Consider the following 14,840-nt stretch of genomic DNA (forward strand, 5'->3'; position numbering starts at 1 on the left):
TCAGGCCCTTCTGAACAGTGCGAGCTGGGTGGGGGTGCCGACGACCGGGTCGTTCTCGCCGACCGGGCGCAACTCAACGCTGTAGCCGTTGCGGCCGCAGACGCCCTGCGCCCACTCCGCGAACTCGGCCCGCGACCACTCGAAGCGATGGTCGGAATGCCGAAAGCCGCCCTCGCTGAGCGTCGGGTACATGGCGTTGTACTCGGAGTTGGGCGTGGTGACGATGACCGCGCCCGGCCTCGCATGAGCGAAGACGGATGCCTCGACCGCCGAAAGTCGGTCGAGGTCCACGTGCTCGATCACCTCCATGAGAACGACCGCGTCGAAGCCCGCCATGCGGTCATCGAGGTAGGTGATGGATGACCGGATGAGCTTCACCCGAGCCCGCTGGCGATCGCTGAGGTCGCGCAGGTGCAGCCGCTCCTCGGCGAGGCCGAGCGCCCGGTGCGAGACGTCGGCGCCGAGGATCTGGGTGAAAGAGGGGTCGGCCATGAGGTGCTTCAGCAGCGCGCCCTCGCCGCAGCCGAGGTCGGCGACGCGGTGGGCGTCGAGCTCCCTCAGCGCGGCCAGCACCGCCTCGGCACGCAGGGAGAAGAGCGGGGTCGGCGCGGCCGTGCCGTGAGCCGTGCTGCCAGCCGAGGCGCTTGCCGCTTCCACGTCGCCCACCTCGACGAGTCGCTCGGTCGCATCGGCGATCATCGTGCGCTGGTGCGCCAGGTAGCGGCGCGTGATCAGCTCGCGATCGGGATGCTCGGCCAGCCACCCCTCGCCGGCGCGCAGGAGCTTGGCGACCTCATCGTCGCTCACCCAGTAGTGCTTCGAGTCATCGAGTACAGGAAGCAGAACGTAGAGCTGACGCAGGGCCTCAGCCAGGGTGAGAGTGCCGTGCAGCCGAAGGTTCGTGTAGCGCGAGTCGCCCCACTCGCGGAATTGCGTATCGAGGGGGATGGCCGTCTCCTCGACCTGCCAGCCGAGCGGCGTGAAGAGTCTCGTGGCCAGCCGATCGGCACCTTTGCTCGGCACCGACGCCAGGCCGATCTCGAGGGGGATGGGCGTCGCGACAAGCTCCGGCCGCGCGTCGCAGCGCCCGGTCATCGCCGTGCGGAAGACCTTGCCCATCGCCACCGCGAGCATGGACGAGGCGGCGTAGGGGCGGTCGTTGACGTAGTGCCCGAGGGAGAACGAATCGCTGCCGCCGAATCGTTTGTTGCGCACGAGCGCGATCGGGTCGACCTCTAGCAGCACGGCCGCGGTGCAGCGCTCGTCGCTTGCCTCGGGGTAGAAGACGTGCGCCTCGCCCACGCTCACGTCGAAGCTCTGTACCTTGCCGGGATGCTTGTGGAGCAGGTACCCCAGATCACTCGCGTTGGGGCCCGAGTAGGTGATGGTGAGGAGCACGACGTTCCGATGAGGAGAGGGGAAGGGTGCCGCAACTCTACGGGAACGGAAACCGTGCGTCGCGGTTATCCACAGGCCGCAGGCGACCTAGCTGTCGTTCCCTGCGCGTAACTGCTCGTTCTCGGCGCGCAGCCTCGTGTTCTCCTCGCGCAGGCGGCTGGCCTGGGCGCGCAGCCGCTCGGCTTCCGCTCGAAGTCCCTCGTTCTCCTCGCGCAGCCGGGCGATCGTGTCCCGCGCCTCGTCGACCACTTCGAGCGCCATGGGCACCAGGCCCACGAGGCGGCCCAGCTTCTCCTCCGTGGTTCCCTCGCCGTGCACGATGCCGAGGGCGTTGCCCTCGAGGGCGTGGGCCTTGGCCGGCATTGCCGCTCCGCCCGGCCGGCGACGCGCGAGGGCGGCCGACGCAGGCAATTCCGTGAGGCGTTCCCTGGTCACGGCAACGACGGGCCGGCAGCTGCCTTCGCGCACGACCAGCCCTCCGGCATCCGCCCCTCATCGAGAAACGCGCTCAGCTCGCCACTCGCCTCGGCCGACAGCACGTCGTCGGCCCGCGTGTAGATGATGGGCTCCTCTTTCGAGTTGTGGCGGTCGAGCTGGGCCAGCAGCTCGCGACAGGCCTCGAGCAGCGCGTCGTCGCTGGGCGGCGCGGCCAGCAGCACGTCGAGCGAATCCATGGAGCGCCACAGCTCGCCGTGCTCCTTGAGCATGACCATGACGGGCATCATGAGCATGGCCTGCAGCGGCGGGAACAGGAACTGCTCTTCGAGGTAGATGTGGCGACGCAGCCCCGCCATCGCCCGCTTCAGCGGCTCGACGTCGTTGGTGCCGGCCGCCAAACGCGCCGTGTACTGCTCGATGCCACCGTCAATGTCGCGGTGTTCGCGTTCCAGGGCCTCGGCCAGGGTGCTCATGCGTCACGTTCCTCGATCTCGTAGCTGAGTTGAAAGGAGAGCGATCAGTTTTTATCGCCCAAACCCAGAGTAGCGCTCCGCAGAGGCCGGAGACTCGGATGCGCGCAGCTGGCCATCCGCTCACCGTCACGCCCCACGCGTTGTTGCCCTCGAGCGCCCGGCGTAGTGTCAGCAGAAGGGCGGTGGCCGCCGCCTCACCGCGACCCAAGGGGAGTGAGAATGCCGACCGACCAGTACCACGAGCCACCATCGGAACTCTCTGCCGAGACCCGCACCTTCGCCCGCATGTGCGCCAGCCTCTCTGAGGAAGCCGAGGCGATCGGCTGGTACGAGCAGCGCATCGCCGTCGAGGGCGACGAGGTGGCGAAGGCCATCATGGTCGACTCCCTGGGCGAGGAGTACAAGCACTTCTGCATGGAGCTCGAGTTCCTGTTCCGCGCCAAGCCGCTGTGGCGCGAGACCGCGCAGGGCATTCTCTTCAAGAGTGGCGACATTGTGGCGAACGGCGAGGCGGCCGAGGCCGCGGCGGGCGGCGAGTCGCCGGCAGGCGGGGGAGAAGACGGCGGGCCGTCGCTCGGCATCGGCTCGCTGCGAAGCGACGAAGACTGAAGCGACGAGGACTGAAGCGACGAGGACTAAAGCGACGAGGAAGAGGGAGCGACACGCATGAGCCATCTGCTCAGAAACCAGGCACCGATCACGGATGCCGGCTGGAAGCTGCTCGACGACGAAGCCACCGAGCGCCTCACCGTCGCGCTCGGCGCCCGCAAGCTCGTCGACTTCGACGGCCCATTCGGCTGGCAGTACTCCGCCACCAACCTGGGTCGCGTCGGCGATGTGGTGGATGCGCCGGCCGAGTCGGTCATCGCCCGGCAGCGCCAGGTGCTGCCCCTGGCCGAGGTGCGCGCCGACTTCTCGATCAGCCGGCACGAGCTGGCCAACCACTACCGCGGATCCGTCGACCCCGATCTCAGCGCCCTCGACGCGGCGGCGCTGCGCATGGCGGCCGTCGAGAACGCGGCCGTTTTCCACGGCTGGGACGAGCTGGGCATCACCGGCATCACTGAGGCATCACCGCACGACCCGGTGCCGCACGAGGCCGACCCCGCACGCTACGTTCAGCAGGTGGCGAGCGGCGTGGCAACCCTCAAGCGCAGCGGCATCGGCGGCCCGTACGGGCTCGCGGTGGGCCCCGCCGACTGGGTCGACGTGATCGAGGGCGGCGAGCGCGGCGGCTACCCGGTTCTCACTCACCTGCACAAGATTCTCGACGGCCCGATCGTGTGGGTGCCCGGCATCACGGGCGGCGTGGTCGTGAGCATCCGCGGCGGCGACTTCCTCTTCGAATCCGGCGAGGACCTCTCCATCGGCTACGCCAACCACGACGCGACGAGCATCGACCTCTACCTCGAAGAGAGCTTCAGCTTCAGGGTCGCAACGCCCGAGGCGGCGATCGCGCTCGCCGCAGAGTAACCGCCAGCGCGGGCATGCCTACCCCCTCATCGGTTCAGCCGCGGAGACCGGCCTCGCCACCGTCGCTGCCGCGTTGGCGGCGCCTCGCGGGCTGGGCCGCCGACATGCTCTACGCGAGCCGCGCGCAGCTCGAGGGAACCTTCTCGAGGGACGACCCCGGCATGTACGAGCGGCCGGCGCCGGGAGTCGCCCAGCGCCGTGCCGTGCTGTTACTACAGGGCGTCTTCGAGACGTGGCACTTCATGCGGCCGATCGCGACGCTTCTGCATGAGCGTGGGCACCCCGTCTACGTGGTGCCGCAACTGGGGCACAATCGGGCGCAGGTGCGGCAGGCAGCATCCGTCGTCGAGCGTTTCATTGTCAGCCGCGGCCTCGGCCCGATCGCGGTCGTGGCGCACAGCAAAGGCGGTCTGATCGCCAAGTACCTCATGGTCAACGCGCCGCAGCTGATCGACATGACCATCGCCGTCTCGACCCCGTTCTCGGGCTCGCGCTACGCCATGCACGCCCCGACAGCCACGCTGCGCGAGTTCGCGCCGGGTGACGAGACGACCCGCACCCTGGCGAGCAACCGCGACGCCAACGCGCGCATCACCTCGGTGTTCGGCATCGACGACTACCTGATACCGGATGGCAGCCGGCTCGATGGTGCGGTCAACGTGTGCCTGCCCGTTCCCGGGCACTTTCGCATTCTGTCGGATGCGCGGCTGCACCGCGTGCTCGAGCGGGTTCTCGACGGGCAGCGTGGTGCCCCGCTTCTCGAGTAGCGGCAGCGCCGCGTATCGAGACCGCACTCGCCTTACCCGACAGGTCGCTCACGCGTAGCGTGAAGCCATGAGCGATCCGACCAACGACGACGAACTGCCCGTCACCCCCGATGCGCACCCGGCCGACCCCGACACCGATGTGCTGCCCGGTGTCCTTCCCGGCGGCAACCGAGCACCGCACGGCGAGGGCGGCTCGGGCTCCGGCGATGACACGAGCACTCCGCCGCTCGGCGTGAGTGCGCCCGGAACGTCGATGATCGACCCGGACGACGACTCAGACGACGCAGGGCAGGGCGGCGACCCCGACTCGCGCCGCGACTCGGCAGCCGGCGGTCACGAGAAGAACACGCGAGCGGATGCGCCCGATGGCGCCCTCTCGCCGGGAAGCACCGCGACCGGCAGCCCCACGAGCGACATGAGCTGAGGTGGAGGAGCCGGAACGCGAGCGGTTCCGGGCGCTCCTGACGGCGCGACGGCGCGAGGCGGTCGGCAAGCGCGCGGAACTCGAGGAGGCGATGCGCCGCATCCGCTCGGAACGCTCGAGCGCGTCAGCCGACGACGAACACGACCCCGAGGGGCCGACGATGTCGTTCGAGTGGTCGCGTGTTGCGGGACTGCAAGCGGATGCCGCTGCCGAGATCCCCGCGCTCGACGCCGCCCTCGCCCGCATCGACGCCGGAACCTACGGCGTGTGCGCCCGCTGCGGCGGGCCGATCGCGCCCGAGCGACTGCAGGCCCGCCCCACCGCCGAGCTCTGCATCACGTGCGCTCGCGACGCCCGCTAAGCGGGCCCCGGAGGCCGCGTAGCGGCCGTCTCGAAACCCAGCGCCCGGAATTCGAGACGCGCTTCGCGCTCCTCATTCCGCATCAGCTCACGTGCCGGGCACCGGCGGCCCCGCTGGCCAGCGCAGCACCGCCGCGACCTCGCTCTTCTCGGGCAGGTCGCGCGCATCCGTGAACACGATGTCGGCGTCGGTGAGCAGCGCCGCCCGAACCAGCGCGACGGGCGCCGCCACCTTGTCGAGAATCGTCGCGCCGAGGCTCTCCTCCGGCACGCTCGCGAGCCACGGCTCGGCGTCGAATGCGAGCAGGTGCCGGTCGCCGAGCGCCTGCACGTCGAGCAGCAGCGTGTCGACCTGGCCCTGCTGCAGCGCGTGCACGACGGCCCCCACGCCGACCTGCGCGCCCGAACCCTCGTCTCCCTCCTGCACGCCGAGACGGTCGAGAGCCCGCCGCCGCTCGTCGTCGGCCAGCGTCGCCAGCTCGGCAGCCAACTGGCTGCGCAGCTCGTGGTCGGAGGCGCCGGCAGGTCGCGTATACGTCGACACGGTCGAGAGAATGTCTCGGCTGGCGGCCGACAGCTCACCCTCGAGCAACTGCACGGCGCGCACGTCACCGGCGAGCAGCAGCAGCCGCGGCCGATGCACCAACACGAGCGCGTTCACCTCGTCGGCGAGCTCCGCCTCGTTCTGCTTCCAGATCTCCTCGGTGTGGTGCTGGTACCGCGGGTTGGACCAGCCACCCGCCTGCACCTTGTTGAGGCTGTCGCCGCGGCCGACCGTCGTGGTGTCCACCACAGCATCCGGCCCCCGCGTTCCATATACACGGATGCGGCCGCCGTCGCGGCCTGCCTCAACGATCATGTATGGGCTCAGCGCGCGCCGGTGCCTCACAAGCGGCACGAGGTCGGGCACCGGGCCGTAGCCGATGGTGTTGTCCTGCACCTGCGGGCCGGGCAGGACCTCGCTCAGCACGATCTCGCCGTTCTTCGCGAGAATGTAGCGGGAGACGGGGCTGCCCACTCCCGGCGTCTCGGCCAGCACCGCCTCGATCGCGGCGACGTCCTCGCCGGGTGCGCCCGCGTCGACCAGCCCGTCGCGCATGGTGCGCCACTGCAGGTGGCTGCGCTGAGGTGGGTCCTCCACGTCGAGGGAGACGTCGAGGTAGACCTGCGACCAGTTGCCCCCGGAGCGCAGCAGCTCGCTCAGGGTGGTCTCGTCTGCGGAGTGTGCGGCCATGAATTTCACCTTTTCGTCGATCGCTACGGTTTCGTTGAACGCGTCGGTTCCTGATCTTCTTCGGCGGCGTTTGTCACGCTACTCGCGGCGCGTGGGCTCGCAACCAGCCGCGTCCGAGCCTTCCCCGCGTGCTGGCGACGGCGTACCGTGCGAGGCATGACCGATCACACGCAGAACGACGACGGCATCGGCGACGAGTCGCAGACCGAGAAGGACACGTCGTACAGCCCGTCGAGCGGGCGCGACACCAAGCGGCTGCAGCACGAGAGCGCCGACAGGCAGGCCGAGCGCGACGACGTGAACGACGGCGATGACGTGCAGGTGCTGCCGGGCACCGGTGGGCCGGATGACGCGGGTGCGACCTCTGCGGGAGACGACATCGACCCCGAGGTCGATCTGGGCCGCTGAGCGTGAACGCGGGTTGAGGAGGTCGGCGAAGCCGACCGTCTCGAAGCCCCGCGACTGCGGCGCTCCTCAACCCGCTGAGCGGTCAGCCGAGTTCGCCGTCGCCTCGGCCCTTGTGCTCGTGTTCGCGCTCGTCCTCCTGCTGCACGGTCTGCGCCTCAGCGGGAGCGGTGTCGTCGTCGCCGAGCCGAATCGAGCCGGCGCCTGGTGCCTCGGGCCCAAAGTTCGGCTCTCCCTCGCGAGGTGAGCCGCCGGTGGGCCCGCGGTTGCCCGAACCCTCGCCAGGCAGCACCGTCTCGCCCGCGACCGCGTCGTTCGTGACGAGCTCGTTCTCCCGCTCGTCGTTGGCGATGCGGTCGTTCTTCAGGGGCTCGTCCACGCCGGCCTCGTCGTCGACCTCTTCGGCGAGCTCGTCGTCGATGTCACGTTCGATGTCATCGTCGAGATCGTCGACGTTGGTATTGAGATCCGGGTCCATGCTCTCGACGTTCTCGTTGCGCTCACCGCGAGACGGGTCGTCGAAGGTGGGGTTGCTCATGGTGTTCCTCCTTACCTGATCATGCCGCTGAGGTTGTCGCGCGTCGTTCAGTCGGGCAGGATCTCTCGGCTGTCAATCACCAGGGCAGCCATGGTCTTCGTCTGCTTGGCCGCCTCCACATTGCCCATGCGTGCGGCGATGATGGCGCCCTTCATGAGGATCTGCCACGACCACGCGAATTCCTCGGGCTCGCGGATGCGCGCTTCATGCGCGCGCTCGCAGATCATGCGCCGCACGGTGTCGAGGTGCCGCAGGCTGGCCTTGCCGATCGCGTGCTCCGGCCCCATCTCGAGCAGCACGTTGATGAACGTGTCGCCCTCGTAGTCGAGGCGGTGGAACCATTCGTCGAGAACGTCGAAGATCGCCAGCAGTTGTTCTCGCGGCTCGCCTTCACGGTGCAACGCCTGCTGAACGATGGTGTCCATGGTCCAGAGTTGCTCGCGGCGCTTGAGGAACTCGAGAACCAGATCGTCCTTTGAAGGGAAGTGCCGGTAGAAGGTTGCGTTGGCGACGCCGGACTGCGCGATGAGCTGATCCACGCCCACGCTACGTATCCCGCGCTGGGAGAACAGGTCGTACGCCGCCTGCAGAATCCTCTCCCGTGCCTGAGGTCGGGTTGAGTCTTGCATGATGCCTCACACGGTACCCCACGGGCGGGGACTCGCAACGGTGCTTGATTTCCCAGCTGGAATGCAATACCACAGAAGAAGGGGGCAAAACAATCCCCTTGTTTGAGGTACACGGGGGGAGTTACAACTGATGTAGAGAGGGCGTTCTCTCCCACAAGGTTAGAACGCTTGATACCGAGATCACAACAGTCTCCACAGCGCAGGAAAGGCAAGGGCATGTCTAACACCGCATTGATCAACGAGCACTACCAGAAGACCCCGCTGATGTCGGCGGTCGGCGCCCCGGCGCCCCGTACCGCCCGGTCCACGAGATCCTCGTCAGGCGCAGTCGGCTCCGTCGATGGAGTCCGCGATTACCTGCAGCAGATCGGCCGCTACCCGCTCCTCACCGCAGAGGAGGAGATCGACCTCGCGAGGCGCATCGAGGTCGGCCTCTTCGCGCAGCAGAAGCTGAATGAGCAGCCCGATGTCGACGATGAATTGCGAGGAGAGCTTGAGCAGCTCGTACACGAGGGGCAGGTGGCGCACCGCAGATTCGTGTGCTGCAACCTGAAGCTCGTGGTGAGCGTTGCGAAACGCTACTCGGGCCGGGGCGTGCCCATGATGGACATCATCCAGGAGGGCAACCTGGGCCTCGACCGTGCAGTCAAGAAGTTCGACTTCACGCAGGGCTTCAAGTTCTCGACCTACGCCATGTGGTGGATCCGACAGTCCATCACGCGCAGCATGGCCGACAGCTCGCGGCTCATCCGCGTTCCAGTGCACACCATGGAGAAGATCAACAAGCTGGCCCGCATCAAGCGTGAGCTCACGGTTGAGCTCGGGCGCGACGCCACCGCCGAGGAACTGGCCGAGGAGTCGGGGTTCGAGGTCGCAGAGGTACGGCGTCTGCTGAGCGTGGATCGTGAGCCCGTCTCTCTGCATGCGCCGACGGGCGACGACGCGGCATCCGAACTGGGCGATCTCATCGAAGACGGTGACGCCGAGGCCGTGGCCGAGATCGTCAGCATCGGGGTGCGCAACGACGAGCTGCACAAGCGCGTCGCGGCCCTGCCGCAGCGCGAGGCCGACATCGTGCGCTTCCGCTACGGGCTCGACGGCAAGACGCCCATGACCTTCGAACAGGTCGGCAACGCGCTTGGCGTCTCGCGGGAGCGCGTGCGCCAGATCGAGGCACGCGCCCTGCGCATGCTGAACTGCCCCGAACTCGAGGGCTACTTGCAGGACTGAACGACGCCTCACGAATGAGGTGTGAAGCGGATGGGGCGGGGCGCTCGGGGGCGCCCCGCCCTCGCCGTGCTCGCTGCCGGCGAGAGGGAGCGGCGCGAGCCACCGGCGAGAGCGACCGGCGAGATTTCCGCCTCGCGCGTAGCGTGAAAAAGTCTCAGGCGACAACCACCAGAGTGACGGGCGTTAGGAGCGGAACATGAGCGGCTTCATCTCAGGAATCAGAGCCAGCGGCAACGGGCTCCTCGTGCGCATCTCGATCATTGCGGCGATCGGCGGGCTTCTCTTCGGGTTCGACACCGGCGTGATCTCGGGCGCGCTCCTCTATATCAAGAAGGATCTGAAGGCGGGTGACACCGCTCAGGAGTGGATCGTCTCCGTGCTTCTGCTCGGCGCCATCCTCGGCGCGCTCATCTCGGGCTATCTCGCCGACAAGATCAGCCGCAAGTGGACCAAGGTCATCTCCGGCTGTGTCTACGTGGTCGGCGCCCTGGGCTGCGCCTTCGCCATCAACGTGCCCATGCTCATCGGGTTCCGCTTCGTTCTGGGGCTCGCTGTCGGCACGGCATCGTTCGTGGCGCCGCTGTACATCTCCGAGGTCTCGCCGCCGCGCATCAGGGGCGGGCTCGTGTCGTTCAACCAGCTGGCCGTCACCACCGGCATCCTTCTCTCCTACATCGTGAACTTCCTGTTCAAAGACGTGCCGGGCGACTGGCGATGGATGCTCGGAGTCGCCCTCATCCCGGGCGCCGCTCTGGCGATCGGCATGCTCACGGTGCCGCACACCCCGCGCTGGCTGATGAGTGAGGGGCGCGAGAAGGAGGCGCGTGACGTGCTCAAGCGCCTGCGCGGCAGCGACCCGGAGGCGGACATCGACGGTGAGATCGACGCCATCAAGAAGGCCGACGAGGAAGAGAAGTCGACCAAGGTCAAGGACCTGCTGAAGGCGAACATCCGCCCGCTGCTGTGGGTCGGGCTGGGCCTGGCCATCTTCCAGCAGTTCGTCGGTGTCAACACCGTCATCTACTACGCTCCGACGATCCTCTCAGACACCGGTCTGACCAAGAGCTCGTCGATCACGCAGACGGTGTTCGTGGGCATCACGAACGTGGTCTTCACGATCGTGGCCGTCATGCTGCTCGACCGCATCGGCCGCCGCAAGCTGCTGCTCATCGGCACCGTCGGGCTCACGGTCGCGCTCATCATTCTCGGCATCTACTTCACGTCGCCGACCCTGCAGCACAACGCCAGCTACCTGGCCCTCGGCGCGCTGCTGCTCTACATCGCGGCGTTCGCGGTGGGGCTGGGCCCCGTGTTCTGGCTGATGATCTCCGAGATCTTCCCCACGGGCGTTCGCAGCAAGGCCATGTCGGTCTCGAGCATGGCGAACTGGGCCGCGAACTTCCTTGTCGCGGGCACGTTCCTCTCGCTCGGGCACCTCATCACCCGGCAGGGCACCTTCTTCCTGTACGGCGCCATCGGCGTTCTCGCCATTCTGTTCTTCGCGTTCAAGGTGCCCGAGACCAAGGGCAAGTCGCTTGAAGACATTCAGCGACAGCTCACATCAGCGGATGCCGGTGGCAAGAGCAAGGGCTGAGATCGCCTCGTCGTGGCCGCTGCCGCCGCGTCAAACCGGCGAAACTCCCCGCCGTTACCCGGATTCTCGGCCGTGCGCGCTTAGGGTGGCCGTGTGTGGCGACTCGATAAGAAACACGAAGACGACGACTTCCTGTCGGACGCCGTCGCCGACGACGCCCTGCACCCGGCGAACACGACGAGTCCGCACACGTTGAGCCTGGGGGATCCGGCGATCATGGCAGGCAACATCGCCGAGCCGGTCTGGCAGCGCTGGCGCAGCGAGCTGTCGGGGCTGGGCGGTCGTTCGCCGCTGCTGCACTTCGTCGACAGCCCGCGCACGCGCATCGAGCTGAGCGCCACGCATCCCGGCGGCCTTCCCGCCTTCATCACCGGCAAGAACACGCTGCTGTCGAGCCTCATTCGCGACGAGCTGGCGCTGCGCAACGCGCGCCTCGCGGCAGGTGCTATCACGACCAAGGGCATCGAACTGCGTCAGGTGCGCGGCATCGAGGCGGTGCACCTGGCCATCGGCCTCGCCCAGTGGCGGTTCGAGGGCGACGAGTTCTGCGCGCCCATTCTGCTGCGGCCGCTGGCCATCCGCCGCTACGGCCGGGACTTCGAGATCAAGCTGCGCGGCAAAACCTACCTCAACCCGGAGCTCGCGCGTGCCCTGCACGACCAGTTCCGCATCACGCTCGACGCTGAGGCGTTCGTGGCGCTCTCGCTTTCGAACGGGGTCTTCAAGCCGCAACCCGTCATCGACCGCCTTCGCGGCCTGACCAGCCACCTGCCCTGGTTCAACGTGCAGCCGCGCCTGGTCGTCTCCTCGTTCGCCGACGTCGCCGGAGCCATGCAGGCGGATGCCGCACGGCTCGAGTCACTTCCGCTCGATGCGCTCGCGGGCAACCCCTCGGCGCGCCGGCGCCTCGAGGAGGCCTACCGGCCGGCGCAGACGGTGGGGCAGGACGACCGCACGCCCGCAACCGACACCCTGCTTCTCGACGCCGATGAGGAGCAGGAGAGCGTCATCGCCCAGATCGCGGCGGGCAACAGCCTGGTGGTCAAGACCCTGCCGGGCACCGGCGGCACGCAGACCATCGTGAACGCCATCGGCGCGCTCGTCGCCCAGCACAAGCGCGTTCTGGTGGTGAGCCCGCGCCGCTCGAGCCTCGACGGCATCACCCACAGGCTGGAGCAGGTGGGCCTCACGAGCATGGCCGTGTCGCCGCGTTCGCTGCGCCGCGACCTCATCAAATCCATCACCCGCAACGAGAAGGCGCAGCAGCCGCACGTCAGCGAGGTCGACGACGCGCTCGTGCGCCTGCGCAAGGTGCTGCTCGACTACCGCCGCGCGCTCACCCGCCGCGACCCGGCTCTTGGGGTCAGCGTGCTCGATGCGCTGACGCAACTGGCCGCGCTCTCTCAGCGCCAGACGCCGCCGTCGACGACCGCGCGCCTGGCACGCGCATCCATCGAAGCGCTCGCGACCGGCCGCGACAGCGCCGCGCAGACCCTGAGCAAGGCGGCGGCGCTCGGCGAGTTCCGGTACGGTCCCGGGGATTCGCCCTGGTACGGTGCCTCGTTCTCGTCGACCACCGAGGCCACCTCGACGCACGAGCTCGCGAAGAAGCTGAGCCGCACCGAGCTGCCGCGGCTGCTCGAGCGAGCGGATGCGGTGGTCGGCCAGACGCGCATGCGGCCCTTCGAGTCACTGGCCGAACTCGGCATCTACCTTCGCCTACTGCTCGACGTGCGCGAGACCCTCGACCGTTTCGTGCCCGCCGTCTACGACCGATCGCTCGCCGAACTCATCGCGGCCACCTCGAACCGCCGCGATGCGCCCGGAATGTCGGGAACGAACCGCCGCCGACTGCGCAAGCTCGCGCTCGAGTACGTGCGGCCCGGCGTGCACATCGGCGACCTGAACGAGTGCCTGCGCCGCATCCAGCAGCAGCGCACCTTGTGGCAGCGCTTCGCGGTGGCTGGGGTCACGCCGCAGGTGCCGGTGGGCACGGCCGACGTGCAGGTCGCGTACCAGCGAGTGGCCGAAGATGTCGCCAGGCTCGACGCTCCGCTCGGGCGGGCGGGCACATCGGCCTCGCTCGCGCAGCTGCCCATTGCGCAGCTGCGCGCCATGATCGACGGGCTCGCGGTGGAATCCGAGGTGCTCGCCAACCTGCAGGAGCGCACGGCGCTGCTCGCCACGCTGCGCAGCCTTGACCTCGACCCTCTGCTCGCCGACCTCTCAAGCCGGCACGTGCCCGAGAGCGAGGTCTCGGCCGAGCTGGAGCTGGCGTGGTGGCAGTCGGTGCTCGAGACGCTGCTCGCCGACGACCGGGCGCTGCTGAACGCGAACACGGGCGTGCTCGACCGCCTCGAGGCCGACTTCCGCCTCGTGGACGAGGCACACGCATCCGCCACCGGGCAGCAGCTCGCGTGGCAGCTGGCCGAGACGTGGAAGATCGGCGTGGTCGACTGGCCAGGCGAGGCGGGGGAGCTGCGGCGCCTGCTGAGCTCGGACCGCACGACGGCCGACGCGCTCGAGGCCGCGGCACCGCACCTCTCGCGCATGCTCGCCCCCGTGTGGCTGGCATCGCCGTACGAGGTGCCGCGCATCGGTGAGCGCGTGGTGTTCGACGCGGTGTTCCTGGTGGACGCCGGTGGCCTGACCATCGCCGAGAGCGTCGGTGTCATTCGCCGGGCAGGGCAGCTCGTCGCCTTCGGCGACCCGGTGACGCAGACGCCGTCGCCCTTCGACATCGCCGTGAGCGAGAGCCCGCAGGCGGCCGAGGCCTCAGACGACGTCGACGTCGACGCCATGCACGCCGACTCGGCTCTCGCTCAGCTCGGCGAGCTGCTGCCGGTCTTCACGCTGACGCGCAGCTACCGGGCCGGTGGCGAGGATCTCGCCGACCTCGTCAACCGCCGCTTCTACGGCGACAAGATCGACTGCCTGCCGTGGGCCGGCACCTACCTCGGTCACGGCAGCCTCAGCCTCAACTACGTCGAAGGTGGCCATGGCATGCCGGATGCCGACAGCGGTGCCGTGGAGAGCGTCGACGCGGAAGTCGCCAAGGTCGTCGAGCTCGTCATGGACCACGCCGTCAACCGGCCGCGCGAATCGCTCATGGTCATCACGGCGAGCAGCCGGCACGCCGTGCGTGTGCACCAGTCGGTGCTCGCCGCGTTCGCCAAGCGCAAGGATCTGGCCGACTTCATTCTCGGCGACCGGGCAGAGCCGTTCACGGTGGTCACGCTCGAGCAGTCGGTGGCGCAGAGCCGCGATCGCGTCATCTTCTCGATCGGCTACGGCCGCACCCCGCACGGGCGCCTGCTGTCGAACTTCGGTGCGCTGGCGGAGCCGGGCGGCGAGCGGCTGCTGGCCGTCGGCATGACGCGGGCCCGACGCTCCATGGATATCGTCTCGTGCTTCAGGCCGGAAGACATCGACGAGTCGCGCATGCACCACGGCATCCGCGCGCTCGCCCAGCTGCTGGCCGAGGCCGCCGCCCTGCAGGGGCAGCCGCAGCGCGGCACCGGAACGGACGACCCGATGCTCGCAGACCTCGCTCGCCGTCTTGAGCGGCGCGGGCTCTCGGTGCAACTCGGCTATCGCGGCAAGCTCGCGCTGGTCGCCTCGTACGGCGGAAAGGCCGTCGCGGTCGAGACCGACGCGATCGTGAACGAGGGCAGCCTGCGCGAGTCGCTGCGCCTGCGCCCGGAGGTGCTGCGTCGCCTCGGCTGGCACTATCTGCGGGTGCACAGCTTCGAGCTCTTCAGTGACCCGGATGCGGTCGCCTCTCGCATCGCCAGGCTCATCGGCGTCACCGACGTCTCGACCGCCACCGCTCCCATCCGCCTGCCCGCCGCGGGCTGAGCCTCGGCGGTGTGCCGCG

At 68.6% G+C, this 14,840-nt stretch carries 15 protein-coding genes; 9 read left to right on the top strand and 6 right to left on the bottom strand.

Translation table 11 applies throughout. The annotated features are described in order from the left end of the window. The 3 genes from OSC27_RS14280 to OSC27_RS14290 all read right to left on the bottom strand — a co-directional run bounded on the left by OSC27_RS14280 (position 1) and on the right by OSC27_RS14290 (position 2,309). Entirely contained in the window at positions 1–1,398 is a 1,398-nt protein-coding gene (locus tag OSC27_RS14280) for a 3' terminal RNA ribose 2'-O-methyltransferase Hen1 (protein ID WP_267182136.1), read from the bottom strand. Positions 1,399–1,485: 87 nt separating this feature from the next. Continuing rightward, complete coding sequence (locus OSC27_RS14285) at positions 1,486–1,833, bottom strand: hypothetical protein (RefSeq protein WP_267182137.1); 348 nt, start codon at positions 1,831–1,833, stop codon at positions 1,486–1,488. After that, the gene (locus OSC27_RS14290; protein ID WP_267182138.1) at positions 1,830–2,309 is read right to left on the bottom strand and encodes a hemerythrin domain-containing protein; all 480 of its coding nucleotides are present in this window, start codon (positions 2,307–2,309) and stop codon (positions 1,830–1,832) included. The genes OSC27_RS14285 and OSC27_RS14290 overlap by 4 nt, the downstream gene beginning before the upstream one ends. A gap of 219 nt (positions 2,310–2,528) precedes the next feature. Between OSC27_RS14290 and OSC27_RS14295 the strand changes: the two genes are divergently transcribed. From OSC27_RS14295 to OSC27_RS14315, 5 genes are all read left to right on the top strand, one after another. Next, on the top strand, positions 2,529–2,918 hold the full coding sequence (locus OSC27_RS14295; RefSeq protein ID WP_267182139.1) for a hypothetical protein: 390 nt from the start codon (positions 2,529–2,531) through the stop codon (positions 2,916–2,918). Between the two features lie 57 nt (positions 2,919–2,975). Beyond that, positions 2,976–3,782: a family 1 encapsulin nanocompartment shell protein gene (locus tag OSC27_RS14300; RefSeq protein ID WP_267182140.1), complete on the top strand. Its 807-nt coding sequence runs from the start codon at positions 2,976–2,978 to the stop codon at positions 3,780–3,782. A 104-nt stretch (positions 3,783–3,886) separates the two neighbouring features. Beyond that, entirely contained in the window at positions 3,887–4,549 is a 663-nt protein-coding gene (locus OSC27_RS14305) for an esterase/lipase family protein (RefSeq protein WP_267182141.1), read from the top strand. 67 nt (positions 4,550–4,616) lie between these two features. Then, positions 4,617–4,973, top strand: coding sequence for a hypothetical protein (locus OSC27_RS14310; RefSeq protein WP_267182142.1), 357 nt, complete (start codon positions 4,617–4,619; stop codon positions 4,971–4,973). Position 4,974: 1 nt separating this feature from the next. Continuing rightward, positions 4,975–5,334, top strand: a complete 360-nt coding sequence (locus OSC27_RS14315; RefSeq protein WP_267182143.1) for a TraR/DksA family transcriptional regulator — start codon at positions 4,975–4,977, stop codon at positions 5,332–5,334. A gap of 87 nt (positions 5,335–5,421) precedes the next feature. Here the strand turns inward: OSC27_RS14315 and OSC27_RS14320 are convergent, their stop codons facing one another. After that, the gene (locus OSC27_RS14320; RefSeq protein ID WP_267182144.1) at positions 5,422–6,567 is read right to left on the bottom strand and encodes a Vms1/Ankzf1 family peptidyl-tRNA hydrolase; all 1,146 of its coding nucleotides are present in this window, start codon (positions 6,565–6,567) and stop codon (positions 5,422–5,424) included. A 156-nt stretch (positions 6,568–6,723) separates the two neighbouring features. On the opposite strand from OSC27_RS14320, the gene OSC27_RS14325 reads away from it, so the two are divergent. Continuing rightward, positions 6,724–6,975, top strand: a complete 252-nt coding sequence (locus OSC27_RS14325) for a hypothetical protein (protein WP_267182145.1) — start codon at positions 6,724–6,726, stop codon at positions 6,973–6,975. A gap of 82 nt (positions 6,976–7,057) precedes the next feature. Here the strand turns inward: OSC27_RS14325 and OSC27_RS14330 are convergent, their stop codons facing one another. Then, a complete protein-coding gene (locus OSC27_RS14330) occupies positions 7,058–7,510 on the bottom strand; it encodes a hypothetical protein (protein ID WP_267182146.1) in 453 nt (150 codons plus the stop codon). Between the two features lie 47 nt (positions 7,511–7,557). Continuing rightward, positions 7,558–8,139 (bottom strand): TetR/AcrR family transcriptional regulator, encoded by a 582-nt coding sequence (locus tag OSC27_RS14335; protein WP_267182147.1) that lies wholly within the window; start codon positions 8,137–8,139, stop codon positions 7,558–7,560. Between the two features lie 216 nt (positions 8,140–8,355). On the opposite strand from OSC27_RS14335, the gene OSC27_RS14340 reads away from it, so the two are divergent. From OSC27_RS14340 to OSC27_RS14350, 3 genes are all read left to right on the top strand, one after another. Continuing rightward, on the top strand, positions 8,356–9,369 hold the full coding sequence (locus tag OSC27_RS14340; protein WP_267182148.1) for a sigma-70 family RNA polymerase sigma factor: 1,014 nt from the start codon (positions 8,356–8,358) through the stop codon (positions 9,367–9,369). Between the two features lie 196 nt (positions 9,370–9,565). Then, positions 9,566–10,963 (top strand): sugar porter family MFS transporter, encoded by a 1,398-nt coding sequence (locus OSC27_RS14345; RefSeq protein ID WP_267182149.1) that lies wholly within the window; start codon positions 9,566–9,568, stop codon positions 10,961–10,963. A 93-nt stretch (positions 10,964–11,056) separates the two neighbouring features. Then, positions 11,057–14,821, top strand: coding sequence for an AAA family ATPase (locus OSC27_RS14350; RefSeq protein WP_267182150.1), 3,765 nt, complete (start codon positions 11,057–11,059; stop codon positions 14,819–14,821). The last annotated feature ends 19 nt before the right edge of the window (positions 14,822–14,840 follow it).

The sequence above is a fragment of the Microbacterium sp. STN6 genome (genome assembly GCF_026410545.1).
In the GTDB taxonomy this organism is placed as follows: Bacteria; Actinomycetota; Actinomycetes; order Actinomycetales; family Microbacteriaceae; genus Root112D2.